Below are 26313 nucleotides of genomic sequence, written 5' to 3' on the forward strand. Positions count from 1 at the left end.
CTTGTTAAGAAAACCGGATCCGAGACGTCTCGAATCCAGAAACAAGCAACATTTAAAACGTGCATCTCTTTTATCGGACAGACGCGGAAATTCTTTAACCCAGCTTTGCCGTCAATAGACGATAAGATATTACAAACAAAGAATAAATTGTTTTACGACGACACGACAAACCTAAAAAATATCTCACTTTAATTTACCAAACTCAACAACACCCCGGCTGCCACTGCAGAACCGATAACGCCTGCGACATTAGGTCCCATTGCATGCATCAACAGGAAGTTATGCGGATTAGATTCTAACCCTAACTTATTGGCAACCCGCGCCGCCATCGGTACAGCCGAAACTCCAGCGGCACCAATCAAAGGATTGATAGGGGTTTTACTGTATTTATTCATAACTTTCGCCATCAAGACACCACAGGCTGTACCAATACAAAACGCAATCGCACCCAACGCCAAAATCCCAAGTGTTTTAAAGGTTAAAAAGGCTTCCGCACTCAGCTTTGACCCCACCGACAAGCCTAGAAAAATGGTCACAATATTGATCAACTCATTCTGTGCCGTCTTACTCAAACGTTCAACCACGCCGCAGGTATTCATCAGGTTCCCTAAACAAAACATGCCAACTAATGGCGCTGCCGAAGGCAACAGAAAGGCTGTCAAAAACAACAGCATCAACGGAAACAGTATTTTTTCCGCTTGACTGACGCTGCGTAATTGCTGCATCTCAATGGCACGCTCTGCTTCTGTCGTCAATGCGCGCATAATGGGCGGTTGAATCAGCGGCACCAACGCCATGTAGGAATAAGCAGCCACCGCAATCGCGCCTAACAGTTCTGGCGACAATTTAGAGGCCACATAGATTGCGGTAGGCCCATCAGCCCCGCCAATAATCGCAATCGCTGCAGCATCTTTAAATGAAAACTCCAGCCCTGGAATGACATTTAAGGCTAAAGCGCCCAACAGTGTGGCAAAAATACCAAACTGGGCCGCCGCGCCTAAAAACAAGGTTTTGGGATTAGCCAACATCGGACCAAAATCGGTCATCGCGCCAACCCCCATAAAAATCAATAGCGGGAAAATGCCAGATTTAATGCCAAAATATAAATAATGCAAAATACCGCCTTCACCACCCATTTCGGCAACAGGGATATTGACTAATATGGCACCAAAGCCAATCGGCAAGAGCAATAAAGGTTCGAAGCCTTTTTTAATTGCCAGATATAACAGCAAAAATCCCACGGCCATCATCGCGACCTGGCCGCCAGAAATACTATACAAGCCGGTACTTTCCCAAAGTAGTGTCAAATTTTCCATAGTTTTCCCCTGCCTTATAAAATAATCAGGGTATCACCTACGGACACCGCATCGCCTTCTTTAACATTCACAGCGGATACCATTCCCGCCGCTTTTGCCCGCACTTCGGTCTCCATTTTCATCGCTTCCATAATAACAACCACATCACCGGCATTCACGTTGTCACCCACATTAACATTGACTTTTAAAATAGTACCCGCCATGGGTGCGGTTACCGCTTCGCCAGTACTTGCAGCGGGCGCGGCTGTTGCTGCCGGCGCACTCAACACCTGCCCTGCTCCTGCAGGCTGTACCTGAATATCGGCATCCCCCGGGCCAACCACGACGTTATAATTTGTACCATTCACATTGACCGTATAGTTTTCAACCGGCAACTTGCCTGCCGATTGGCGTGCAAACGCCTCTGGGTTTGGGGCTGCTTCAAATGCCTCTGGATTCCCTCGGTTTTTCAGGAATTTCCAACCCACTTGTGCAAACAAAGCATAGATCAGCGCATCGTCTTCCACCGGCTCAGACAACTTCACCCCTTCTTCTGCCGCTTTTTCGATGACCTCGGTAATCAATTTCTCCATTTCCGGTTCCAGCAAATCGGCCGGCCGACAGGTAATGGGCTCCTGCCCTTCCAATACCCGCGCCTGTAATTCTTTATTGACCGGCGCCGGCGTCTTGCCATATTCACCCTTCAATACACCGGCCGTTTCTTTACTGATTGTTTTATAACGCTCTCCAGATAAAACATTCATCACCGCCTGGGTTCCGACAATTTGTGAGGTCGGCGTAACCAATGGCAAATAACCTAAATCTTCCCGCACCCGTGGAATTTCTTTCAACACCTCGGCAAATTTATCTTCTGCCCCCTGCTCTCTCAGCTGACTTTCCATATTGGTCAACATACCACCAGGCACCTGAGAAATCAGGATACGGCTATCAACTCCTTTCAGGCTGCCTTCAAATTGAGCATATTTCTTGCGGACTTCACGAAAATGATCAGCCAAAGGTTCAAACTTCTCGAGCACTAAACCGGTATCACGCGGCTGACCTTTCAAACTGGCAACAATGGTTTCGGTAGGGCTGTGGCCATAGGTCATACTCAAAGATGAAATTGCCGTATCGACATTATCCACACCGGCATCTATGGCCTTGATCAGCGTGCCGACGCTCAAGCCCGTCGTGGCATGACAATGTAAATGAATCGGAATATCAACCGCTTTTTTCAGCTGTGAAACCAGATCGTAAGCATCATAAGGCGTCAACAGCCCTGCCATGTCTTTAATACAAATAGAATGCGCACCAAGATCTTCAATTTCACGCCCCTGCTCCACCCATTTTTCAATGGTATGTACCGGACTAATCGTGTAAGAGATAGTCCCTTGCGCATGGGCATCGGTATTCAGCACAGCCTTTATCGCGCGCTCGATATTGCGCATGTCATTCATGGCATCAAAAATACGAAAAACATCAATGCCATTGACAACACAACGCTCGACAAATTTATCAACCACATCATCCGCATAATGCCGATAGCCTAAAATGTTTTGCCCCCGAAAAAGCATTTGTTGCGGCGTATTTGGCATCGCCTTCTTCAGAAGACGCAATCTTTCCCAAGGATCTTCCCCCAAATAACGTATACAGGCATCAAAAGTAGCGCCACCCCAAGATTCAATCGACCAGTATCCAATCTGATCCAGTTGTTCACAAACCGGCAACATGTCTTCAATGCGTAGGCGTGTTGCCAAAATTGATTGATGTGCATCCCGCAGCACAACTTCAGTTATACCTAATGGTTTTGCCATTTTTTTCTCCTGGGTCTTTTTTTAGACCATGCTTAAAATACCTTGTGGGTAATATTTCTTAAACTCTTTGGGCCACTTAAAACCCCTTAAGCTAAGATAAATGTTTATCCTGATATTGCCGCACTGCGAGGGTAATCGCAGTGACAACATCAGCCTGCACGGTAACAGGCTTAGGTTTTGGATATTTGGGTTCAATTACAGGCTCTGGCAGAAACTTTTCTACCACTTTGCGCAGTCCGGTCACGGCAAATACCAACAGTGCCAAAAACATAAAAACAATCGACATGCCAGCGATCATCAATTCCGCGCCTTGTATTAACATTTCACGCATAACATAGTTTCCAATGTGTAAAATTCTCCGCATTATGCCTAAATTTTATGGACTAGACAATGCTTATTCCGCCCAGATGAGCGCATTTAAACATATAATCAACAACTTATATAAATATGCAATTTTGCCTTTGAAGGGCATTTTCGTGTAAAGTACACGATTGTTCAATTCATACTCTAATGATAAATCCTTTGTTTTTTTAGGGATTTAACGAAACACATGACTTCAAGTATCTTAACTGCCGCTCTTTTTATGGTTGCCTTAGGCACAGCCCTGGCCATCATACTCGCTATCGCAAACAAAAAACTGTTTGTAAGAGAAGATCCGCGGATTGATGAAGTGGATGAAATGTTGCCGCAGGCACAATGCGGCGCATGTGGTGAACCCGGCTGCAGACCCTTTGCAGAAGCCGTCGTTGCCGGCCGGAAAAATCCATCTGACTGTACCGTCAATACCCCCGAAGGCAATGCCCAAATTGCTGAATACCTTGGCGTGGACATGAAGCCAAAAGAAAAAGTCGTCGCCAGGTTAGCGTGTGCCGGCGGCACCCATGTCGCCTACACCCGAGCAAAATATGAAGGGATGAAGTCTTGTCAAGCCGCTGCAACTGTAGCCGGTGGCGGCAAAGGCTGCAGCTGGGGCTGCTTAGGTCTTGCCGATTGCGCAGAAGTCTGTGATTTTGATGCTATTTTCATGGATGAGCATGGCCTGCCGATTGTGGTTGAGGATAAATGCACGGCATGCAATGATTGTGTCGTCGTCTGTCCGAAAGATTTGTTTTCCTTACATCCTGTCAGTCATAAACTTTTCGTCGCCTGCAAAAGCCTGGCTGAAGGCGATGATGCGCTGGCTGAATGTGAAGTGGCCTGCACCGGTTGTGAAAAATGTGCCGTTGATGCCCCTCCGGGCCTTATCGAAATCAAAAACAATCTGGCCGTGATAAACTATGAACTCTATGATCAGATCGATGTTGATAGAACACCGATAGAACGTTGCCCGACCGGGGCCATCGTTTGGATAGACAGCAAATTAGGAACCACCCGTTCCAGCGTGGGCAAAGAAGCACAGCGTTCACATCGCAATGAGCCGCTACCATTAGGCTGACCTGAAATCACAATCTCAATTAAACCTTAATTCTTTTGAGGAATCGCATGGCTTTGTTTGGTAAAGCAAAAGAAACAACAGAATTCAAATATCCTGGCATTCGAGTCGCAATGGATGGCAGCTCAGCCGTATTTCATTGTGAAAAGCACGCCAGCGACGCGGCTGGCGCCTTCCCTATCACGCCCGCGAGCAATATGGGCGAACAATGGGCAGAGGCGGCAAACAACGGCTTTTTGAATATTTCCGAACGACCCCTGATTTTTATCCAGCCCGAAGGTGAACATGCCGCGGCCGGCATGACCGCTGGATTATCGTTAAGTGGCTTACGCGCCAGTAATTTTTCGGCTTCCCAGGGCATTGCCTATATGCATGAGTCCCTGTATGCCGCAGTCGGAAAAAGACTGCCTTATATCCTCAATATCGCCACCCGCTCAATTACAAAATCGACCCTGAATGTGCATTGCGGCCACGATGATTACCATTGCATGGACGATACTGGCTTTATTCAGCTATTTGGGAATAGCGGCCAAGCTGTCGCGGATCTGAATATCATTGGCCGTAAAATTGCTGAACTGGCATTAAACCCAGTTGCCGTCGCGCAAGATGGCTTTTTAACCTCACATTTAATCGAACCTTTAAACCTACCCGAACGTGAGCTCATTGAAGAATTTCTGGGCCGCCCGGATGACATCATCCCAACCCCAACCCCGGCCCAGCGCATCCTGTATGGTGAAAACCGTCGCCGCATCCCGATGAACTGGGACGTCGACAAACCGATGATGACAGGAACCGTCACCAATCAAGACGCTTACATGCAAACGACAGCGGCACAGCGCCCCTATTTCTTCGATCATGTTGCACAGTTTGCCGACCAATGCATGGATGAATGGTATGCATTAACAGGCCGCCGCTATCACCGTGTCACCGTGAGTGGCGTCAAGGATGCCGATTATTTGATTATCGGCCAGGGCAGCATTACCGTAACTGCACAAGCTGTCGTCGATTATTTGCAAGAAACGCGCGGCCTGAAGTGTGCCGTTGCCGATATGACCATGTTCCGCCCTTTCCCCGGCGATCTGATCAGCAAGCTGCTGAAAAACAAAAAAGCGGTATTAGTGCTAGAACGTACCGACCAGCCTCTGGCCGAAGATTTGCCGTTAATGCGGGAAATCCGCGCAACGTTAAGCAAATGTCTGGAAAATGGCCGCAGCAAAAGCGTGACTCCTTTCCCTGAGTATGAAAGTTACACCAAAATGGAACAGGCTCCGGAACTGTTTTCCGGCTGTTTTGGCCTCGGCAGCCGCGATTTACAACCCGGCGATTTAATTGCCGCTATCAACAATATGCTGCCGGATGGCGAAAAACGTACCTTTTTCTACTTAGGCATCGATTTTATCCGCGAAACAGCCTATTCGCCGCAACAGGAAATTCATAACCAACAAATCGAACAGGCTTATCCCGGCATCCGTCAGCTAGCCTTAAAACGTCAGGAAAACCCGGATCTGCTGCCTGAAAACAGCCTGATCATGCGCATGCATTCAATCGGCGGCTGGGGTGCGGTAACTACCGGCAAAAACCTGGCGATGACACTGTTTGACCTGACCGATTTCAACATCAAGGCCAACCCAAAATATGGTTCCGAGAAAAAAGGCCATCCGACCACCTATTATCTCGCAGTATCGGAACAACCGATTCATCTAAACTGTGAATATCAGCATGTCGATGTGGTGATGTCCCCCGACCCCAATGTATTCAGCCACACCAATCCATTACTGGGTCTGAAAGAAGGCGGTACCTTTATTATCCAAAGTGCGCTGGAGTCGCCTGAAGCCGTCTGGCGCTCGTTCCCTAAAGCGGCGCAACAATTTATGGTCGATCGCAACATCAAGGTATTTTATATCGATGCCTTCAAGATCGCGCGGGAAGAAGCCTCTGACCCCGAACTACAGTTCCGCATGCAAGGCATCGCCTTTCAGGGTGCATTTTTCAAAGCCTCACCATTTGCTGAAAAAGCCGGCAAAACCCAACAACAGGTTTTAGATGCCGTCCATCAAACGCTGAAAAATAAATTTGGTGATAAAGGTGACACTGTTGTCGAAGATAATTTCCGTACCGTAAAACGCGGCTTCGAAGAAGCCCACCCGCTGCCGCATGAAGAAATGACGGTTGGCGACATTCACGAAAGTGCAAAAATAAAAGACGTGGTTGCGCCAATCCTGCTGCGCAAACGCCCAGCCAACGATGATAATTTATCGGATATTCATCGTTTCTGGAATCAGGTCGGCTTCAACTACAAAACCGGTCATGGCAACGATAACCTGGCCGACCCTTATGCGGCAACCGGCATCATGCCAGCCGCTACCGGCGTCTTTCGTGACATGAGCAGCATCCGCCACGAACATCCGGTCTGGATTCCGGAAAACTGTACCGCCTGTGGCGACTGTTTCTCGCTATGTCCTGACAGTGCTATTCCAGGCTTAATCAACACCGTCGGCGAAGTTTTTGAAACCAATATCAAACGCATCGAACGCCAGGGCCGTAAGGTGAAGCACCTACGTCGAGCTGTGCGTAGTGTAGAACGTAAATACCATGAGCTGACCCGAGAAAAATCGGAAGGCACTAACTTAACGCCGATTTTTGCCAAAGCGATTGGCGAAACTATTAAGGAATATCCTGAGGATGTTCGTGACGAAGTCGCGCAAGAATTCGACTGGTTCAAAGACACCATGGGCGAGTTTAAATTTGCCTTGACCCGTCCTTATCATGACCAGATGAACAAGCGCCAGCCCAATAGTGGCGGCCTCTATTCCATCACCATTAACCCTTACACCTGTAAAGGCTGTATGGAATGCGTGAAAGAATGTGAAGATGGTGCGCTTGAACCTGCTCCGCAAACCCATGAAAGCCTGCAAAAGCTCTATTCTGAATGGGAATACTGGCTGGATCTGCCGACATCCAATCCGAAATTCAATCGCATCGATGATATTGATGAAAAAATCGGTGCGCTGCATACCTTGCTGCAAGACAAAAGCAACTATGGCTCAATGGTCTGCGGCGATGGCGCCTGCGCGGGCTGTGGTGAAAAGTCGGTTATTCACCTGTTCACCTCGACCGTAACCGCATTGATGCAGCCGCGGGTTAAAAAGCATCTGCAACATATCGACCAACTCATCAACGATATGGAAAAACATATCCGCTTGAAACTGGCCGAAAAACTGGACATCGGCGATGTCGATGCCATTGAAGATGCCATTGCCCAGAATCAGAATGTCGACTTGACGCTAACCAAACTGAGCACCAAACTAGAGCAAGGCAAACCGCATCAACCTATTGATAAAGACTGGCTGCAGTGGACCACCCAACTGGTCGCCAAACTGAAACATTTAAAATGGCAATATGTCGAAGGCGTTACCGGCAATGGTCGCGCCGCTTTAGGCATCAGCAACAGTACCGGCTGCACCAGCGTCTGGGGGTCGACCTTTCCGTACAACCCCTATCCGTTTCCATGGACCAATCATTTATTCCAGGATGCGCCATCGGTCGCTATGGGCCTGTTTGAAGGCCATATGCGCACCATGGCTGAGGGCTTCAAAGCCATTCGTATGGCGGAGCTTGAGATTGCCGGAAAATATGATAAAGACGAACACGACCGTTTCTTTACCTATTTCGACTGGAATCAGTTTACGGAAGAAGAATACAAGTTGTGCCCACCACTAGTGTGCATCGGTGGCGACGGTGCCATGTACGACATCGGTTTTCAAAACCTGTCGCGTGCCTTAATGTCGGGCACACCGTTAAAAATTCTGGTATTGGATACACAAGTGTATTCCAACACCGGCGGTCAGGCCAGCACGGCCAGCTTCCTGTCGCAGATTTCTGATATGGCATCTTATGGCAAGCAGAAAAAAGGCAAGCAGGAAAAACGCAAGGAAATGAGCCTGATTGCGATGGCCCATCGCACCAGTTTTGTTCTGCAAGGCGCCCAATCCAATCTGAGCCATCTGCTGGAAGGCTATATCGATGGCCTCAATTATCGGGGACCGGCCATTTTCAATATCTATTCGGTTTGCCAGCCTGAACATGGTGTCGGCGATGACATGGCGACACGCCAAAGTAAAATGGCCGTGGAATCACGCGCCTATCCGCTGATGCATTTTGACCCTAACAAAGGTCAGGGCTGGAAACAGTGCCTCTCTATCAAAGGTAATCCGGCCATTGACGACGATTGGACCGAATACACCCTGAATTACACTGATGAATACGGTAATGAAGAAAGTATGGTGCTGCCATTCACCTTTGCCGACTGGGCATTGACCGAAGGCCGTTTTCGTAAACATTTCAGCATTGTGCCGCAGGATCAGTGGAATGATGACATGGTTTTACTGCATGAATTCATCAATCTGGATGCAGATAATCAGCGCGATAAGATCCCTTTCATCTGGGCGATCGACCCACAAGACAACACGCTCATCCGCGTGCTGGTGGGTACTGAAATCGTCAATTCAACCGTGGAGCGCCGCGAATTCTGGCGTCTGTTAAAATCATTGGTCGGCGAAGATGAGGATAAAATTGATCCCCAACAGATTGCCGAGCAAGCCAAAAATGAAGCCGCGCAAAAACTCATTGCCGGATTGATGAATCTGGTTGCCGGTAGCGATCAGGCCGACTTGCTCAAAGCTATCTCCGCAGCGCCACCGGCTACGACAACGCCGGCACCAGCCCCTGCGGCCGCTCAACCCTCGGCAACAGATCCGGCGGCAACATCGGACACCAGTGATGCACCAGCCCCTGCGTTTGAGCCAGCCTGGATAGAAACGCCCGATTGCACCAGCTGCGATGAATGTATCGACACTAACCCAGCTATCTTCAAATACAATGAAGAGAAAAAGGCCTATGTTGCCGACCCTACCGCAGGTAGCTATGAAGATATCGTCAAAGCGGCGGAAAAATGTCCAGTTGACATCATTCACCCTGGCACACCGTGGAATCCGAATGAACCGAATCTGGATAAATTGATTAAACGGGCGGCTAAGTATCAGTAATCATGGGTTTACTTGATTTTTTTATCCGCAAGACATTTCCCCATGGCATTCACCCACCGGAATACAAATCGATAACGCAGCATAAAAAAACGCTGCGTTTGCCTTTTCCGGAGCGGGTCATCCTGCCGCTAGCGCAGCATATCGGTGCACCAGCGATTCCCATCGTGCATAAAGGTCAATATGTAGTGCGCGGTGAAGTAATTGCCGAACCGGCTGAAAATGCTTTATCGGTGCCGATTCATGCATCGGTCAGCGGCAGCGTGCGCGAAATTGATTTAATGCCAGGGCCTAAAGGCAGTAAAGTCATGTCGATTGTCATCGACACCGATCCCAGCTCACCACAAATTCCAGTCTCGGGAGAATATCAGGATTACACCCGGATGACGCCCGAACAAATCATCAATGAGGTCAAGCAAACCGGCCTAGTCGGTTTAGGCGGCGCGGGTTTTCCAAGCTATGCCAAAATGTTACTGCCCAAAGACCGCAGCATTCATACCATTATCGTCAATGGCTGTGAATGTGAGCCGTTTTTAACCACTGACCACCGCATTATGCTGGAAAAAGTGGATGATTTGATTCGTGGCATTCAAATTGCGATGAAAGCTGTCTCCGCCGAGCGCAGCATCATCGGCATCGAAGACAACAAACTGGAAGTACTGGAGGCTATTTCGCCGCGCCTGCCTGCAGATGGCCGAATTCAGGTTGAAGCAGTAGAAACCAAATACCCGCAAGGGGCTGAAAAAATGTTGGTCAAATCCTTGCTGGGTGTCGAAATACCCTCGCGCGGATTGCCTTCGGAAATCGGCCTGGCTGTCTTCAATGTTGCCACATTGGCGGAAATGGGCCGCTTGCTGCCAAACCGGCAAGGACTGGTTGAACGGATCATCACCGTCACCGGTGATGATCTGGCAAAACCTGGCAACTATGTGGTCCCGGTTGGCACACCACTGCAGGATATTTTGGACCAAGCCGATTTCACCGGCCAGGAAGCGGAAATTATCCTGGGCGGTCCGATGATGGGATTGCCTGTCGCCTCATTGGAAACACCGGTGACCAAAAGCACTGGCGGCGTCTTGATTCTGGATCAACATGCCTATAAGCCCAAAGATATTTTACCTTGCATAAAATGTTCATTGTGCCTGCAAGCCTGTCCAATCAACCTGAATCCATCTGAGTTAGGGCTTTTGGCCGACAAACGCCGTTATGACGTGATGGAGGAACAGTATCATTTGAATGATTGTTTTGAATGCGGCGCATGCAGCTATGTCTGCCCATCCAATATTCCACTGGTGCAATATTTCAAGATTGCCAAAACCCTGAACCGGGAACGACATATTCAAAATGGCTAAACACCCACTTATCGATCTTCGTCCGTCGCCCTATATTCACAGTCCGTTGACAGTGGAAAAAATCATGCGCAACGTGGTTTATGCATTGTTGCCGCTGGTTGTCTTTTCCGTCTGGCAATTTGGTATCAGTGCCTTGGCCTTGATCATCGTCACGACTCTGGCCTGTCTGGGAACAGAATCCTTGTTTTGTCGTTTGTCCGGCAAAGCCAATACGCTCAAAGACTATAGCGCGACCATCACCGGCTTGTTACTGGCGATGACGTTGCCGCCAGGGTTTCCCTTATGGATGGGGGCGGTTGCCGGCTTTGTCGCCATCGCCATGGGAAAAACCCTGTTCGGTGGTATCGGTTTTAATGTCTTCAATCCGGCTTTGGTTGGCCGCGCCTTCGTACAGGCTGCATTTCCCGTTGCCATTACCACCTGGACACCTGCGTTGGCACCGAATCGCTTTGTCGAATTCATTCCCTCTACACTGGCGCTGCCTTTTATGAAGCCCGCCGCTACGGCCGAATGGAGCGCACATATCGTCGATGGTTTCAGTGGCGCGACACCGCTGGCTTTGATGAAATTCCAGGGCATCATGACCGACAGTCAATCCCTGTTTTTGGGGTTAACCGAAGGCTCGACTGGTGAAACCTCAGCCTTATTGATTTTGTTATGTGGGTTCTATCTGATGTGGCGCAAAATGCTGGACTGGCGCATTCCGGCTTCTGTCATCTTCGGCACCGCCGCAACCGCTGCCGTATTTTATTTTTACGACCCCAGCCATTATCCGAGCCCTGCATTCATGATTTTTTCCGGCGGCCTGATGTTCGGCGCAGTCTTTATGGCCAGCGACATGGTCGCCTCACCGGTGACACCACTGGGCATCTTTATTTTTGGCCTGCTGGTGGGGTTTTTAACCGTCATCATCCGTTTGTTTGGCGGGCTGACAGAAGCTGTTATGTATGCCATTTTATTCGGTAACGCCGCCACACCACTGATTGAACGTTACACTCAACCCAGTATTTATGGCGCACGTAAAAAAGAGGACTCCTGATGGCTCAACAACCTGAGGTACCCGAACTGCCCTCCAGCACCCGCCTAATCGCCACCTTGTCGGTGGTTGCCATGTTATCGGGCTTGCTAGTGGTGCTGGTTTATGAATACACCAAACCGATTATTAGCGAAAATCAGCGCATCGCCACCGAGCGCGCCATTTTCAAGATTCTGCCCAATGCCGTCAAATACCTAACCTTCAAGGTAGACAACGGGCAGTTAATAGCCACCGATGGTAAAGCCAATGGCGAACTGATTTATGCCGGTTACGATGCCAACAATACGCTTGTTGGTGTAGCGCTACCCGCCCAGGCACAAGGTTACCAGGATACAGTTAAAATATTGTATGCCTACAACCCTTACACAGGCTGTATCACCGGCTTCGATGTCTTAAAAAGCACTGAAACACCAGGCTTTGGCACTCAAATCAGCACGAATGCGGAATTTTTAGCCAACTTCAACTGTCTCAGCGCAAAAGTTGACCCCGCTTCGGGTGCTTTATTGCATGATATAAAAACGGTTCGGCATGGCAGTAAAAAACACCCCTTTGAAATCGACGCCATCGCAGGCTCAACCATTACATCAAACGCTGTTGGCCGAATGCTGAACCAGAGTGCCCATAAATTTCATCCTGTCATCACCAAAAACCTGACGTCACTGGAAAATGCAGCCCGCAAAAACGAGGTAAACCATGAAACAAAATGAACAAGTTCCTATCAGCCTTCAAGATTTTACCGCCGGCTTATGGAAAGAAAATCCGGTATTTGTCATGATGTTAGGACTATGCCCAGTTCTGGCAGTCACCAACACGGTTGAAAATGCGCTGGGTATGGGTATTGCCACACTGTTTGTCCTCGTCTGCTCTAATGCGCTGGTCTCGGCCTTACGCCACTTTATCCCCAAACAAGTCCGGATTACGACTTATATCGTCATTATCGCCACCTTCGTGACCTTGGTAGATTATATTATTCAGGCTATCAGTCTGGATTTGTACAACAAACTCGGTGCCTTTATTCAGCTGATTGTGGTGAACTGTCTGATTCTGGGCCGTGCGGAAGCCTTCGCCTCCAAAAACAGCTTTGGCCGCTCTGTGGTGAGTGCAACCGGTATGGGGCTGGGCTTTACCCTGGCACTGATTATGCTGGGCGGCGTCCGCGAATTACTCGGTGCCGGCCAATTACTCGGCTACCCCGTTTTCAGCGACCAGTTTGAACCCTGGGTAGTGATGATTCTGCCTCCAGGCGGCTTTATCGTCCTCGGCTGCTGGCTACTGTTGATCAACTATGTCAAACAACGCAGAAGCACATCAGCCATTAAGCAAGAGCTTGCCGCTTCTCACTGCACTGTGCCTCAACGACACTAAGGTTGACTCATGAATCCTGAATCTTTAAGCTTTATTTTTCTCAGCGCTTTTCTGATTAACAACTTTGTCTTGGCCATGTTTTTAGGCTTATGCCCTTTCGTCGGCGTGTCCGCTAAACGCGACACGGCCTTTAATATGAGCCTGGCCACCGCCTTCGTGATGTTTATCAGTTCCTTATGCGCTTATGGCATCAACTGGATTCTAACCAGCTATCAGCTGGAATTTTTGCGCCTGATCAGCTATATCGCCATTATCGCCTCGGCCGTACAACTGGTAGAGATGGTGCTAAAAAAATTCAGCCCGACGCTGTTTCGCGCCCTCGGTATTTTTTTACCCTTGATCACAACGAACTGTGCAATTTTAGGTGTAGCCCTGTTTCAAACAGCTCGCCAATATGATTTTTTTCAGTCGATTGCATTCAGCCTTGGTGCCGGCGCAGGTTTTGCCTTGGCTATCATGCTGATGGCTGGCTTACGCGAGAAACTGGAGTTATCCAAACTGCCCAACATTACTCAAGCTGCAGCCCTGAGCATGATGCTAGCCGGTATCTTATCAATGACGTTCATGGGCTTCGCCGGCCTCGGTGGGCAAATCTAACCGGAGAGAACAATGCTTAACTTTTTGATTGCCATGGGAATTATTTTCATCCTGATGAGCGGCTGGATTCTAATACAACAGACTGCCCGCAAATACGCCGCCAAACACCCCGAATTCGGCCCCGCCAAAGAAGAAGGCCTAGGCTGCGGAAAAAATTGTGGCTGTGGTGCGGGGCAGTGTGATAAATCGTCGTAAACCGTAAGCTAATCCAAAACGAACAATAAATGGCTAATTTTAAAACGCATGTCAACGGTGCCGCACTGGCAAGCACTGGCGGAAGTCTATTAGCCTTAAAACTCCATATCGTTGACTGGATGGCGGTTCCCTGGCTCATTCTGGCTGGAGTAGTCGGCGGCTTGCTACCTGACATCGACTCAGATAACAGCAAACAGTTAAAGTGGTTGTTTTCATTGATTGGACTGCTTGTCGCCATCATGGTGTTTACGACCGACAATGCCATAAAACACATTCATATCCCTTGGCTGTTCAATGATTTTTCATGCAATCTGTTAACGGCATTTCCATTTGACAGTGTTAAAAAAATTGGCAACGTCCGTTTTCAGCTATCATCCTTGCTGTTTGCCATTTTAAGCTATGTGACGGTTCGTTTTCCGGTTCTTTATCTGTTTAAATCACAAACCGTTCATCGCGGAGCATTTCACTCGCTGCTCAGCGCCCTGCTTTTTAGCCTGATAACCACGAGTTTGTCTTATCAGGTCATGCACGTCAATGCCTATAATGCTTGGTTACAAGGCTGTTTTGTCGGCTTTGGCTTTATCGTGCATTTGTTGTTAGATGAAATGTATAGCGTCGATTTAGCGAATGCCAAGCTTAAGCGCTCGTTCGGTACAGCTTTCAAACTTTTTAGCTATAACAATAAGTTTTCCTCAATCGGACTGCTCATTGCGACTATTGTGACCTACATCGTCTACTGCCCCTCTATACAGCCTTTACTGACAACGGGCTAGCGCACATCCCTGTGTTGCTTGCTTCCAAATAACGGATTAAGTGTCGCCGTTTTCCGCTCTTACAGCTTCTAAGGCTTCCTGAAGCTTTTTTTCATCTTTATGTGACAATGAGGTATGAATGACTTTGCCGCCTGTTCCTTTCAGCTCATCCAATAATTTATCCAGTACAATCTTGCGTGCCAGAACAAACAAGGCGGATTGCCCCTCTTCCAGATTAGCGGACAGCTCTTTCATAAAATCATCATTGATGCCAATATCAGACAATGCCCCGGCGACGGCACCCGATGCACTACCAACAACCAGCCCCATTAAAGGATTGAGAAATAACAAACCAATCAATATTCCCCAGAACCCACCACTGACAGCCCCAATGGCAGTGGGCGAATACATTTGTCTGAGTTTTATTTTTCCATCTTTGTCTTTGTAAGCCACAACCGCATCTTCCAGCTCAACCAGATATTCCTTTTGCATTTTCAATAGTTTCAACCGAACCTCTTCGGCTTTATAAACATCATCGTAGGTTACAACAATTAATTCTGACATTAGGGGCTGTTGCCGTTTTGAAAATCCCCCTTGAAATTCAATAACTCCGCCACATAGATTGTTTATTTTGACTCAAAAACAAGCAAACTATGCCCCGACAAATGCTTACGGATGAACTTTGGGAGAAACTGAAGATAATTATGTTGAAAATGGGAATTTATGACAAACCTTGTCTTCGAAAAACAGTCGAAGGTATTTTTTATCGCTTGCGAGTAGGTTGTCCCTGGAGAGATTTACCCACGGCTTTTGGTAATTGGAATGCGGTATATAAACGATTCAATGACTGGTCTCGTAAAGAAAAACTGATGGGTATTTTTAACGCCTTGGTTGTTGATCCAGACCTGGAATGGGAATTTATTGATGGGAGTATTGTGAAAGCACATCAGCATAGTAGTGGTGCGGCCTGTGAACAAGAAACAGCGATAGGGAAATCTGTCGCCGGGAACACCAGTAAAATTCATATGGCCGTTGATGCCTGTGGTCTTCCTATTCATTTCTCAGTGACAGGCGGCGAAGTTCATGACTGTAAAGAAGCACCGAAATTAGTTGCAGAGCTCCCAAAAGGTGACTATATAGTTGCTGACAGAGGCTATGACAGTGAAGCATTACGTCTTCAAATTAAAGACAAAGGGGCTGTTCCTGTTATCCCAAGAAAAAAGAATTCAACTCGGGGAAATGATGAAATGGATTGGTGTCTCTACAAATATCGCCATCTCGTTGAAAATGTGTTTGCAAGACTTAAGCATTTCAGAGCGATCGCCACGCGATATGACAAACTCAAACGAAATTTTGAAGGCTCTATCGCTCTGGCTTGCGCCTTTTTATGGTTACCTATGTGAAATGGCAACAGCCCCTAGTTTTCTCCTTAATATAAATAAATTGAAGAGGCCTTTTTCATTCTGCAGAAAGCCTCTCCTGCTTGCGGATTCCTAAAATCCTGAACCTAAACGGCAGGTCATTAAGGGATATGAGGTGAAGTTCGCGTATTTTCAAGCAAAAAACGGAATTAACTCAGCCTTACCATTGCCGTAGCATCCAACTAACGTATTATGTCCTGATGTTACGCAGCAGCTCTTCAATCACATTTACATATAATCTTCCTTTCATCATTACTGTGAAAGAAAAAGTCATCTCTGGCCTCTATCTTTTATCGACACTTCAGACTACTGAGAACACAGAGAATGAAACCGTGCAGCAAGGATGAAATCAACAAATGTTTCTACAGGGTCGTTAATAACTGAATGAATCCAGAGCAGTCAATGGAATTAAACGATACAATATAACGATGCGTGCGCTGTGATCTGAAGTGTCTATTCATTAGACCTATTCGAGCCCGATCATCACCGTTTACCGAAATTTCTTGGGAATCGTCATTCCGGGGTAGCACAGTGGAAACTAAGAAAACCACAAAGGCACTGCGTAACATCAGCTATGTCCTTTCCTGGCGTTTTCTCAATCGCTCGAGAAATGATACTTCAAGTCAATACGCTGCGTTTCACCTGAACGTGTGTGTACGCTAAGATATTTATTCAATCGATAGCGTAAATCGACGGCGTAGCGATTAGCAAACAAGCCCATCGTCACACCAACATATAAGTCTGGATTTAAGTAATGGCCCAATTTAACGGCACTGTCGACCAAGGTATCGGCCTGTACAAATTCAAACTCATCAAGACCGAGTTGCTCTGTAATCCAGGATAACTGACCTGCACCATAGCTTATTGCGGCATTGGCCAATGCAGCTGAGTCGCCTTGGCCTAATTGTTTAAACGATTTACCGGTGACCAGGTAGGCTAAAGCGTCTGATTCCGGTAAAGAAGGTTCAGTATAAATACGGCTATAGGGATTTTTTAATGGCCCTGTCACACTTAAAATAGCCACCACGGGTTCTGACTTGGCTTTGCGTACGGCTTCAATATTCATCCAGGGGTTATCTGCCGGTCCATTGAACAAAAATTCACCGCGGCGCAAGACAAGCTCCTGACCATAGGCCTTGTATGTCGCCCCCTTCATTTCAGCTTTGCCTTGTAAGGATTGTTTATCTTGGTCAGCGACATAGCGCAACTTTCCCACCAGCTTGGTTTTAAGACCAAAGCCCGAGAAATACAGCTGTTCGCCCAAGAAAATAGCGACATCAATAGCAGTCTGTGCCAGCTTTATCGGTTTGGTTTTTTTGTTTTCGGCACCGATAACCACCTCATCCTCACTCGGCGCAACCACATTGTCCGGAATATCCTTGATTTCAATTTTGCCACTATCAATACTGACGTTACCTTCTATTTTGGTCAACTTATCGGCTGTCGTCACCGAAATATTCGGTGAAATAACGACTTCACCTTCTGCTAATCGGACGATTAGAAATTTTTCACCCTCAACCTTCAGATACATCGGAAAATCATTTTGTGTCGTTACATCCAGATAGCCATTTGTATTGATTGTTCCCTTACCGGAACTTAATCCCCCAACAATTGACAGTCGCCTGACGTTATCCGGCGCATTTTTAATATCGACAAAAACATTCTTGGCCGTTATCCCTAATGGCAGAATGTCAAAATGGCCATCATGAAATTGCGCTCGGCCACTGAGTAAAGGCTCGGCACTGTTACCCGCGATATTGAAATGGGCTTTAAATTGGCCATCAAGATTTTTGATCGAGCTAAGCAAGCTGTCGATAAAAGTCATATCAATGACTTCCGCATCAATTTCGCCGGTTAATGTTCTGATGTGTTGTCTCCCTTCAGCAGGCCCAGCATTTAAATGGGCACGAATAAAATCATGTTCAGTGACTCCCAGATACAAATCAGAGCGTAATTGATCATTCTCATAAATCGCCTCTAGTTTCGAAGCGCTAAACTGCAAACGATGTTCAATTTTTTTATCATCACGGAGAATAACCTGACCATCCTTAAGGTTGACGCGGATAGCCGCACGCGTCTTTTCAGGACTGACGCTGAACTGGCTGTCGGCGTGCAACTGGCCATTTATGCTAACTTCAGGCGGTAGCCAAGGCGTTACGGTTCGCAAGGCATTATCGACAAGCACAACATGACCGCTAAATTTTTGCCGTAGATTGCCGGCGGCCGTAAAGCAAAGTGAACTGCTGGCCTGCTGCAGACAGGTTTCGGATAAATCAAGCCAAACAGCGCCGTTCTCAGCTTGCAGGTTTATAGTGACCGGCGTCCGTAAACGCCATTTTTTTAGCTGCGGATGGCTAACACCCAATCGTGTAATAAGACCATGCCACCCTGTATTATCCCAGCGGCCATCGCCATCGAGCAGAAGCTGTAAAAATGGTGCTTCAAACCTTACTTTAACCGCATGTCTGGCCTGACTGCCATGGCCTGTGATTTCGATTTTATCGATGACTGTCTCTGCCAGAACAAGTCCTGAGGCCAGTAAGTTTACAGTCGATTGCCGTAAAGCCTGATGCACATAATCGGCATCTAACACCAAGCGTCTCAAAGCGAAGTCGTTATATCGCATCCTCTGCCCGCGTAATTTTGCATGGACAATGGGATTTGATAATGCCCCTTTGATACTGACAGCGCCATTCAATGTACCGGCCAGAGTAGGCCATGCTGTTTTCAGGTCGGATGCGGCAATATTGAACAGAAGGTCGGCATGCTGTTGATTGAGCCATCCTGTGAGCCATAGTTCATTGCGCCCGGCCCTGAGATTGAGTGCTTTAAAATGCAAGGTTTCCTTGGCCAGCTCAATCTCGCCGGATCCGTCAATATTTTGCCCCTGTAACTGGCCATTCAATCGTTTTAAATCCAGCGTCAATGTCATATTTTCATCGACAATATTTCCATGAGCATGCGCATTAAGGTTCAGTTTTCCAGCCACAGGTGCGCCAAATATTTGCGGGTTGATTTTTCTCGCTTCGGCATCCAGGTCAAAACCTATGCCATTTTGCCAATTCAGGCGACCATTGAGTTTTAGCCGGCCTTGTTTAGCGTGCAACTGCAGCAATTTGATTTTAAGCTGTGTTAAGTCACCCGTTGCCGTCATTATCAAACTGGAATCAGAATAGTCTGACGGCGATATGACCGCATCGAGTTGAGCCAGATAGTTCGATGTTGAACCTTTAATATGCAGTGTGCCCTGTTGACTGCTGATTTGTGGCTTCCCTGAGAATGGCCACTGTAATTTTCTCCACTGTGTTTTGATGTCAAATTCAGGCTTGGCACCATCGAAACGCAACACACCGGTTTGGCGACTCACAACAGCCCCCGAAATACGATGAGAAAATGTCATTTGTTGCAGATTGCCATCGAGCTGTAATTGCCCCTCCAATAATGCATTGTCCATGACATACGTCCAATTGATGTCGGCAACAAGCGGCCATCCCTGTTGTATCAGTACGCGACTTTTTCCTTCAACCTGCAAAGACGCCATAGCCAGTGAAATATCCCTGATGTCCAATTGATTATCCACCCATTCAAACGCCGCTGACAGGTGCTGGATTTGAGTTTTTGACGGCCCATTTTTCCAACTGACTTGTTCTGCGCTCAAGACATCGACAATGATGTCGATGGGAATAACGGGCAACGGCAGACTGACCTCTCGATTTTGTTTATCTTCCTGCGGTAAACCTTCAATGGCGATCTGCTGCAAGCTGAATTGAATAATATGCAACTGTCTCTGGAATAACGATGCAGGCTCCCAATCTAAGTTGAGCGTACCTATCACAACATTAAATCCCTGATCATCCGTATACTGCAATTTATTCAACTGTAACGGCCCAAGTAACGTGCCATTGATCTGCCCTATCTGCAATGATTGCCATTGTGAACTGATCGCCATCAACACAAAACGTGAACCTGTTTCTGTCGCCAACAAGCCGGCCAGACCTACAATCAGACTCATCGCCGTGATCAGGCAAAAACGGATAATGCGATAAACAGCCTTCATTACAATCTGTTTCCAGCCGCAAAATGTATCCGGAAAGAATCGCCTGAATCATTTAATGGCATCGCAAAATCCAGTCGGATCGGCCCGATCGGTGAAATCCAACGCGCGCCTAAGCCGGCGCTATATTTGATTGAAATCGAATTGGAATTGAAGGCATTTCCGCCATCCATAAAAACCGCCACCCCCCAGCGATCGTTGATCAATTGCTCATACTCCAGACTAGCGACAGAAATGTATTTTCCACCGACGATATCGCCATTATCGTCAGTCGGACCCAGTTTCTTATAGCCATAACCGCGGATAGAATTTGTGCCCCCCGCATAAAAGCGGTAAGAAGCCGGCAAACGATTCAAATCGGTCGTTAATGTCGCGCCTAGATTAACACGGCCGATCACCCGAGCCGGCCACGGTAAAGGCGCAATCACCAGGCCTGTCAGTGACGTTTGTATAAAGGAAACATCCGACAGTAATGGCTTCACTGCAGTCGACAGAGTTAGATCAAGACGATAGCCGGAAGTCGGTCGCACCAGCTGATTCTTATGTGACCGTAGCCAGCGCGCCCCAGGAACCAATAATGTGGTGGTTTGGGTAACATCGCTGACGGTAAATTTCTCTCGATTGAAATCAAGAAGTAGCGTCTGTTGCCACCGGCTTTTATACACATGTAAATATTGCAATGACAGTTTTGCAGACTCGGCTTTAAATGTACTCGGCTTCTCGTATTTATAACCGGCGCCAAAGGTAACACTATCGGTGCGCGGCCTAACGAAAGGAATGACATAACGCGCTTCGGCACTGGATAAAATCGGTGAAATATCCAGACTTACATTTAAATGATGGCCTTTGCGGTTGAGACGGCGGTTTTGGTAATTAGCCGAGGCAATCGGCCCAATATCGGTCTCATAACCGATGCCTACGGTATAGTCATGTCTTTTGGAAGGCTCCAGTGTAATCGCCACCGGCACGCGCAAGTCTTCAATTTCATCCATCTCGGGCTGAACATCTACATGGGTGAAATAAATGCTTTCTGCCAATAAATTATAGGTTTGTGCCAGTTTTTTGCTCGAATAAGGCTGGTCTGCCTCAATCACAATAAAGCGCTTTACAAACTCAGGATCAAGCACATCTTGTTTGATTGTAATCGTTCCAAAATAATGCTGCCGTCCTGAATTCATCACCAATTCAATTTCGGCACGATGTTTTTTAGGATCGACACGCAATATTTTTGTCGTCAACTTATGATTTAAATAGCCATACTCTAAAGCTAATGAATTCAGGTCAGATTTAATTTTCTCGTATTTACCATGATTCAGAATATCACCCTTTTTAATCGGCAAAAGGGCCATAAGCTTCTGAAATGCTGGCATCTTTCCGGCTTCGCCATCAATCCGTACACGAATAGATTCAACCCGAACCGGCTGTCCCGGATCAATTGAAAAGTCAGCTTGCCAACAGTCATTCGCAAAGATTAGTTTTTTTTCGATGGTCGGCGCGTAATATCCTAATGCGCGCAAGGCTTTATTGATTTCCTGGTCGCTATGTTCAAATAATTTTTGAATCCGCCACTTCGGTGTATGACAAGGTTCTTGCGCTAACGATAAAAACCCCTGTACATTCCGACTCTGTTCCTCATTGAGTCCTTCAATATGCAATGCCGGGTCAATAGCATAAGCCAATGCCGGCACCAACAAGATCAAAAGCACAAATTTAATGTGATGCATATACCGAGCCGTGCGCTTTCTGCCAGAGTAACCCAAAAGAATATGATACACGCCTGTTTTAAATCCACGAAAAGTTACATCAGCAATTCCGGCTGAAAATTTGACACAACCCAGCAATGGAGTGATCTTCGCAAAAAAGTTTACGAAACATATTTTTTCAATCTCTTATACACCAAGGCTTACAAGACGAGCGGGAATTGCTGAAGTTACATCACGCCATCGAACATTAGCTAAACATGTGGCGTGTCGTGTCTGAAAATGGCCTCCTCCTGCCTAACCCGCTATAATTGACGCGTTATTCCATTTAAAAAAACAGGGTATGCGTCAATTCAATCATTTTTTTTCGAGTCTGGCCTTTATTCTGATTACAGGGTGTGCGCAGCAATCGACGCCTAAACACCTGGCCATTCAGAATCCACCTGATCTATATGCGGCTATCGATAAGGCGACAGAAACAGAAATTGACAATAATGCCGCCAGCAATGCTATCGAATCGACTGTAAACCCCCCATCAATCGAAACACCGTCCAAATCGCAAACAATCTGGCAACGCATGAAGACCTTATATGCACTGCCTGAAATACAACATGACCGGATTGAACGCCATGTAAACTGGTATTTAAAACATCCCGAATATTTATCTCGTATCCAGACACGTGCCACACCCTATTTGCATTTTATTCTTGACGAAATTGAAAAGCAGGGTATTCCAGGAGAAATTGCGCTGTTGCCCGCCGTTGAGAGTGCTTTCAAACCAGAAGCCTATTCACCAAGTCATGCCTCTGGGCTGTGGCAGTTCATTCCATCAACCGGCCGCTATTTCGGCCTGAAACAAACGCCATGGTATGACGGACGCCGCGATGTGGTGGCCTCGACTCAAGCGGCAGTCAGCTATTTAAAACAATTGAGCGAAGAGTTTGAGGGTGACTGGCTATTGGCATTGGCATCCTATAATGCCGGCAAGGGCAATATTCGTAAAGCCATACGCAAAAACCGTAAAAAGGGTCGGAAAACGGATTATTGGTCTTTACGTCTGCGTCGGGAAACCATGAATTATGTGCCAAGATTATTGGCCATCGCTAAAATATTTTCTGATCCTGAAAAATATCATCTTGAATTGAATGATATTCCTAATGAACCCCATTTTGAAATCATCACACTTGACTCACAAATTGACATCAGCAAAGCGGCCGAACTGGCACAATTACCTGTGGATGATTTTCTTAAACTCAATCCGGCATTTAATCGCTGGATGACCTCTCCTAATGGCCCACACCGGCTGCTGGTGCCTAAAGATAAAGTTGCCATATTTAAGGAAAATCTGGCTAAACTGCCAAAAACCGAGCGGGTAAAATGGCGCTATCATACCGTTAAAAAAGGTGAAAGTTTAAGCCGCATTGCCAGAAAATACAGGGTTTCCATCTCGTCAATCAAAAACAGTAATCACCTACACAGCAACCGGTTGCAGACCGGAAAACAGTTACTTATTCCCTTATCCGACCGTCCGCGCCAAGTCGCGGGCTTGCAGAATATGCCGTATTACACCGTAAAAAGAGGCGACAGCATCTGGAAAATTGCGCGCCGCTTTTCGGTATCCCAACGCGATCTTGTGCGCTGGAATCGCTTGTCTTACAAAAAACCACTGCGCCCCGGACAACGCCTGCTGATTAAGCGTTCTTTGACAAGCAGAAACAATAAAAATATTCACTACACCGTTAAAAAAGGCGATTCCTTATTCCTGATCTCGAAAAAATTCAACGTCTCGATTTCAGATCTAAAAAAATGGAATCACCAGACCATTGACCATTTTTTACAGCCCGGTCAAACATTGAAAATCGTAGTTGACAGGAAACCTTCGACTTAATACGGCACCAAACCATTATTTTCCGTCTTTTTCTTGAACGCTTATGACTCAAACTTGTCTGAATAGACTCATCCGCAAATGAGCAATGACATGCCAGTGGTTCATTGTTTATCGAGGGCAAAGCGAAAAATTTTACTGTGGCCATCGACTGCTGGCGTAACATTGCTCATGTGTGAGAGGATAAATATAACCCTTTTTAAAAGAGTTCTTTAACCTTATGACATGAATACTGCAAACGACCCTCGTCTCTCGCAAAACAGACGCCAAACCGAACGCCGCCGCCAAGAGCGGCGCACCATTCAATATCCATATGGTTCGCCCGAATGGATTGCCGCCATTCAACAACATTATCTGCTTTGGCCTAAACAGGACCGACGCCAACGCGACAGGCGCCATCAAGATCGACGTTATACGGCGGCTGAACGGCGAACAGGAGAGTCAAAACGGCGCCTTTATAGAAAAAAAAGCTCACAAAGTTTACAGGACCTTTTAACAGAAGAAGAAAAACAAATGTTGTTGCAGCTATTATCTTCTGATTAAAGAATCAATGCTGTCTATTGCGAAACTCGGCGTTCAGACCAGATAGCCTGACAGTCTTAATTGAATATTTCTCGGATTTTCGCCTTCGGCAATCGAGCGAATGCCTTCCAGCATCATTTCCTGTGCATGTGAAATCACTAATGCCTGGTTCTTCAATTTATTGGCAATCGGCAAAAATAATAAATTGGCGAACCCAACCCCATAAATCGTAGCCACAAAGGCAGTCGCAATACCTGACCCTAACAGCTCGGGGTTCGCTAAATTCTGCATCACATGAATCAATCCAATAACGGCGCCTAAAATACCAATTGTAGGTGAATAACCGCCCATCGCAGTAAAAACACTAGCGGCTTTATAAATCCTTCTTTCCCGGGTATTGATTTCGACGGCCAAACAATCTGCAATTACATCCGGTTCGTTACCATCCACCAACAATTGCAAGCCTTTTGCGGCAAAAGGATCTTTTTCACGCTCAGCGACACCTTCCAACCCCAATAAACCTTCTTTTCGCGCCAGCGCACTCCAGTCAATAATCTTTTTTATCTGCCGTTGTAAATTGATCTTCTCCGGTACAATCACCCACCGCAGAATTTTGATGCTGTGCAAAATAGTCGCCGGCGGAAAATGCAATAATGTCGCACCCACGGTGCCGCCAACCACAATAAGAAAGGCATGAAAATTCAGCAGAAAAGACAGTGAACCGCCAGCTAATGAATTCCCCATAATAATGGAGGCCGCACCGACTAATACGCCTAATATGCTTAAAAAATCCATTAGTTCAACCTATCAAAAGTTTGCCCGATTTGTTCCAGATTCAGAATATTATCTGCAAGCCCCGCATCTGCAATGGCCTTAGGCATCCCATAAATAACACTACTCGCTTCGTCCTGCGCCCAAATTTCAGCGCCTTGTTTTTTCAATTGCTGCGCACCTTTCGCGCCATCAGTGCCCATACCGGTTAAAATAATTGCCAAGGTTTTTCCGGTAAAATTTTTAGCCACTGACATAAAGGTTAAGTCTACGCAAGGACTGTAAATCTCGCCCGCTTGTTTATCCCGTAACATTACCTGACAGCGATTGAATTGTTGACTGATTTCCAATTGTTTACCGCCAGGACAAACCATCGCTATCCCCGGCTTCAATAAATCGCCCTGTTCGGCCTGAACCACATTGATCTTACAAACCTCATCAAGCCGTTTGGCAAAGCTTCGGGTAAAGCTTCCTGGCATGTGTTGGATAATTAACACCGGCGCCGAGCAATGTGCAGGAATATGCTTTAAAATTTGTTGTACCGCCACAGGCCCACCGGTGGATGCTGCAATCAAAATCAAATCGAACTTACCTGATCTGTTTTTAAATGCCGCTGCTGATTTAGGCTGAGGTGTGATAATTCTTTTGCGTTTGTGCAAACGCTCTGCCTGCTGCGCGACCATTCTGACACGCCGTCGCAAAATAATCTTTGCAAGTGCCTTATCACTGTCGATATCGTCCAGTTTTTTGGGCAAGAAATCCAATGCGCCGGCATTCAAGGCGTCTAATGTCGCTTGCGCACCAACGTGAGTCATGGCGGAAAACATTAAAATAGGTGTCGGTGTATTCGCCATTATTTTTTTTACCGCGGTAATGCCATCCATAACCGGCATTTCAACATCCATGGTGATGACGTCGGGCTTTAATTCCTGAGCCAATCGCACGGCTTGCATACCATTTTCAGCAATACCGACAACCTGACAGTCTGGCTCTTCCTCTAATATCTGCTGGATTCGATGACACATAAACTTTGAATCATCGACGATTAAAACACGTATTGTCATCGCATTATGCCTGGCT

20 protein-coding genes are annotated in these 26313 nt (G+C 46.9%); 12 read left to right on the plus strand and 8 right to left on the minus strand.

What is annotated here, in order from left to right; translation table 11 throughout:
* Nucleotides 1-188 precede the first annotated feature (188 nt).
* The 3 genes from JEU20_RS04680 to JEU20_RS04690 form a co-directional block, all read right to left on the minus strand.
* The gene (locus tag JEU20_RS04680; protein WP_198243870.1) at nucleotides 189-1316 is read right to left on the minus strand and encodes a sodium ion-translocating decarboxylase subunit beta; all 1128 of its coding nucleotides are present in this window, start codon (nucleotides 1314-1316) and stop codon (nucleotides 189-191) included.
* Between the two features lie 14 nt (nucleotides 1317-1330).
* Complete coding sequence (oadA, locus tag JEU20_RS04685) at nucleotides 1331-3109, minus strand: sodium-extruding oxaloacetate decarboxylase subunit alpha (RefSeq protein WP_198243871.1); 1779 nt, start codon at nucleotides 3107-3109, stop codon at nucleotides 1331-1333.
* A gap of 91 nt (nucleotides 3110-3200) precedes the next feature.
* On the minus strand, nucleotides 3201-3440 hold the full coding sequence (locus JEU20_RS04690; RefSeq protein WP_198243872.1) for an OadG family protein: 240 nt from the start codon (nucleotides 3438-3440) through the stop codon (nucleotides 3201-3203).
* Between the two features lie 219 nt (nucleotides 3441-3659).
* On the opposite strand from JEU20_RS04690, the gene JEU20_RS04695 reads away from it, so the two are divergent.
* Genes JEU20_RS04695 through JEU20_RS04735 form a run of 9 tightly spaced genes read left to right on the plus strand, consistent with a single transcriptional unit; the run spans nucleotide 3660 to nucleotide 14901 of the window.
* Nucleotides 3660-4544, plus strand: coding sequence for an RnfABCDGE type electron transport complex subunit B (locus JEU20_RS04695; protein WP_198243873.1), 885 nt, complete (start codon nucleotides 3660-3662; stop codon nucleotides 4542-4544).
* Between the two features lie 47 nt (nucleotides 4545-4591).
* Nucleotides 4592-9586, plus strand: coding sequence for a 2-oxoacid:acceptor oxidoreductase family protein (locus JEU20_RS04700; RefSeq protein ID WP_198243874.1), 4995 nt, complete (start codon nucleotides 4592-4594; stop codon nucleotides 9584-9586).
* Nucleotides 9587-9588: 2 nt separating this feature from the next.
* The gene (rsxC, locus tag JEU20_RS04705) at nucleotides 9589-10935 is read left to right on the plus strand and encodes an electron transport complex subunit RsxC (RefSeq protein WP_198243875.1); all 1347 of its coding nucleotides are present in this window, start codon (nucleotides 9589-9591) and stop codon (nucleotides 10933-10935) included.
* Nucleotides 10928-11974: an RnfABCDGE type electron transport complex subunit D gene (locus JEU20_RS04710; protein WP_198243876.1), complete on the plus strand. Its 1047-nt coding sequence runs from the start codon at nucleotides 10928-10930 to the stop codon at nucleotides 11972-11974. The genes rsxC and JEU20_RS04710 overlap by 8 nt, the downstream gene beginning before the upstream one ends.
* A complete protein-coding gene (locus JEU20_RS04715) occupies nucleotides 11974-12678 on the plus strand; it encodes an RnfABCDGE type electron transport complex subunit G (protein ID WP_198243877.1) in 705 nt (234 codons plus the stop codon). The genes JEU20_RS04710 and JEU20_RS04715 overlap by 1 nt, the downstream gene beginning before the upstream one ends.
* On the plus strand, nucleotides 12665-13336 hold the full coding sequence (gene rsxE, locus JEU20_RS04720) for an electron transport complex subunit RsxE (protein WP_198243878.1): 672 nt from the start codon (nucleotides 12665-12667) through the stop codon (nucleotides 13334-13336). Before JEU20_RS04715 ends, rsxE begins: the two co-directional genes overlap by 14 nt.
* Nucleotides 13337-13345: 9 nt before the next feature.
* Nucleotides 13346-13933 (plus strand): electron transport complex protein RnfA, encoded by a 588-nt coding sequence (locus JEU20_RS04725; RefSeq protein ID WP_198243879.1) that lies wholly within the window; start codon nucleotides 13346-13348, stop codon nucleotides 13931-13933.
* 12 nt (nucleotides 13934-13945) lie between these two features.
* A complete protein-coding gene (locus JEU20_RS04730) occupies nucleotides 13946-14128 on the plus strand; it encodes a hypothetical protein (RefSeq protein WP_198243880.1) in 183 nt (60 codons plus the stop codon).
* 29 nt (nucleotides 14129-14157) lie between these two features.
* On the plus strand, nucleotides 14158-14901 hold the full coding sequence (locus JEU20_RS04735; protein ID WP_198243881.1) for a metal-dependent hydrolase: 744 nt from the start codon (nucleotides 14158-14160) through the stop codon (nucleotides 14899-14901).
* 36 nt (nucleotides 14902-14937) lie between these two features.
* On the opposite strand, the gene JEU20_RS04740 is transcribed toward JEU20_RS04735, so the two are convergent.
* Nucleotides 14938-15444, minus strand: a complete 507-nt coding sequence (locus JEU20_RS04740) for a DUF1269 domain-containing protein (RefSeq protein ID WP_198243882.1) — start codon at nucleotides 15442-15444, stop codon at nucleotides 14938-14940.
* Between the two features lie 89 nt (nucleotides 15445-15533).
* Between JEU20_RS04740 and JEU20_RS04745 the strand changes: the two genes are divergently transcribed.
* Nucleotides 15534-16283: an IS5 family transposase gene (locus JEU20_RS04745; protein WP_198243554.1), complete on the plus strand. Its 750-nt coding sequence runs from the start codon at nucleotides 15534-15536 to the stop codon at nucleotides 16281-16283.
* A 613-nt stretch (nucleotides 16284-16896) separates the two neighbouring features.
* Here JEU20_RS04745 and JEU20_RS04750 read toward each other — a convergent pair.
* Entirely contained in the window at nucleotides 16897-20358 is a 3462-nt protein-coding gene (locus JEU20_RS04750) for a translocation/assembly module TamB domain-containing protein (protein WP_198243883.1), read from the minus strand.
* Nucleotides 20358-22079, minus strand: a complete 1722-nt coding sequence (locus tag JEU20_RS04755) for an autotransporter assembly complex protein TamA (protein WP_198243884.1) — start codon at nucleotides 22077-22079, stop codon at nucleotides 20358-20360. The genes JEU20_RS04750 and JEU20_RS04755 overlap by 1 nt, the downstream gene beginning before the upstream one ends.
* 319 nt (nucleotides 22080-22398) lie before the next feature.
* On the opposite strand from JEU20_RS04755, the gene JEU20_RS04760 reads away from it, so the two are divergent.
* Nucleotides 22399-23943 carry a LysM peptidoglycan-binding domain-containing protein gene (locus JEU20_RS04760; RefSeq protein WP_198243885.1) on the plus strand — a complete coding sequence of 515 codons (1545 nt, stop codon included), beginning with the start codon at nucleotides 22399-22401 and terminating at the stop codon, nucleotides 23941-23943.
* Between the two features lie 222 nt (nucleotides 23944-24165).
* Nucleotides 24166-24483 (plus strand): hypothetical protein, encoded by a 318-nt coding sequence (locus JEU20_RS04765; protein WP_198243886.1) that lies wholly within the window; start codon nucleotides 24166-24168, stop codon nucleotides 24481-24483.
* A gap of 33 nt (nucleotides 24484-24516) precedes the next feature.
* On the opposite strand, the gene JEU20_RS04770 is transcribed toward JEU20_RS04765, so the two are convergent.
* Complete coding sequence (locus JEU20_RS04770; RefSeq protein WP_198243887.1) at nucleotides 24517-25257, minus strand: flagellar motor protein; 741 nt, start codon at nucleotides 25255-25257, stop codon at nucleotides 24517-24519.
* On the minus strand, nucleotides 25257-26297 hold the full coding sequence (locus JEU20_RS04775; RefSeq protein ID WP_198243888.1) for a protein-glutamate methylesterase/protein-glutamine glutaminase: 1041 nt from the start codon (nucleotides 26295-26297) through the stop codon (nucleotides 25257-25259). The genes JEU20_RS04770 and JEU20_RS04775 overlap by 1 nt, the downstream gene beginning before the upstream one ends.
* Nucleotides 26298-26313 lie beyond the last annotated feature (16 nt).

The sequence above is a fragment of the methane-oxidizing endosymbiont of Gigantopelta aegis genome (genome assembly GCF_016097405.1).
Lineage (GTDB): Bacteria > Pseudomonadota > Gammaproteobacteria > Methylococcales > Methylomonadaceae > Methylomarinum.

Coding starts and splice junctions, on each gene's coding strand:
- JEU20_RS04680 (WP_198243870.1), bottom strand. CDS start 1,316: ATGGAAAATTTGACACTACTTTGGGAAAGTACCGGCTTGTATAGTATT.
- oadA (WP_198243871.1), bottom strand. CDS start 3,109: ATGGCAAAACCATTAGGTATAACTGAAGTTGTGCTGCGGGATGCACAT.
- JEU20_RS04690 (WP_198243872.1), bottom strand. CDS start 3,440: ATGCGTGAAATGTTAATACAAGGCGCGGAATTGATGATCGCTGGCATG.
- JEU20_RS04695 (WP_198243873.1), top strand. CDS start 3,660: ATGACTTCAAGTATCTTAACTGCCGCTCTTTTTATGGTTGCCTTAGGC.
- JEU20_RS04700 (WP_198243874.1), top strand. CDS start 4,592: ATGGCTTTGTTTGGTAAAGCAAAAGAAACAACAGAATTCAAATATCCT.
- rsxC (WP_198243875.1), top strand. CDS start 9,589: ATGGGTTTACTTGATTTTTTTATCCGCAAGACATTTCCCCATGGCATT.
- JEU20_RS04710 (WP_198243876.1), top strand. CDS start 10,928: ATGGCTAAACACCCACTTATCGATCTTCGTCCGTCGCCCTATATTCAC.
- JEU20_RS04715 (WP_198243877.1), top strand. CDS start 11,974: ATGGCTCAACAACCTGAGGTACCCGAACTGCCCTCCAGCACCCGCCTA.
- rsxE (WP_198243878.1), top strand. CDS start 12,665: ATGAAACAAAATGAACAAGTTCCTATCAGCCTTCAAGATTTTACCGCC.
- JEU20_RS04725 (WP_198243879.1), top strand. CDS start 13,346: ATGAATCCTGAATCTTTAAGCTTTATTTTTCTCAGCGCTTTTCTGATT.
- JEU20_RS04730 (WP_198243880.1), top strand. CDS start 13,946: ATGCTTAACTTTTTGATTGCCATGGGAATTATTTTCATCCTGATGAGC.
- JEU20_RS04735 (WP_198243881.1), top strand. CDS start 14,158: ATGGCTAATTTTAAAACGCATGTCAACGGTGCCGCACTGGCAAGCACT.
- JEU20_RS04740 (WP_198243882.1), bottom strand. CDS start 15,444: ATGTCAGAATTAATTGTTGTAACCTACGATGATGTTTATAAAGCCGAA.
- JEU20_RS04745 (WP_198243554.1), top strand. CDS start 15,534: ATGCCCCGACAAATGCTTACGGATGAACTTTGGGAGAAACTGAAGATA.
- JEU20_RS04750 (WP_198243883.1), bottom strand. CDS start 20,358: ATGAAGGCTGTTTATCGCATTATCCGTTTTTGCCTGATCACGGCGATG.
- JEU20_RS04755 (WP_198243884.1), bottom strand. CDS start 22,079: ATGCATCACATTAAATTTGTGCTTTTGATCTTGTTGGTGCCGGCATTG.
- JEU20_RS04760 (WP_198243885.1), top strand. CDS start 22,399: ATGCGTCAATTCAATCATTTTTTTTCGAGTCTGGCCTTTATTCTGATT.
- JEU20_RS04765 (WP_198243886.1), top strand. CDS start 24,166: ATGAATACTGCAAACGACCCTCGTCTCTCGCAAAACAGACGCCAAACC.
- JEU20_RS04770 (WP_198243887.1), bottom strand. CDS start 25,257: ATGGATTTTTTAAGCATATTAGGCGTATTAGTCGGTGCGGCCTCCATT.
- JEU20_RS04775 (WP_198243888.1), bottom strand. CDS start 26,297: ATGACAATACGTGTTTTAATCGTCGATGATTCAAAGTTTATGTGTCAT.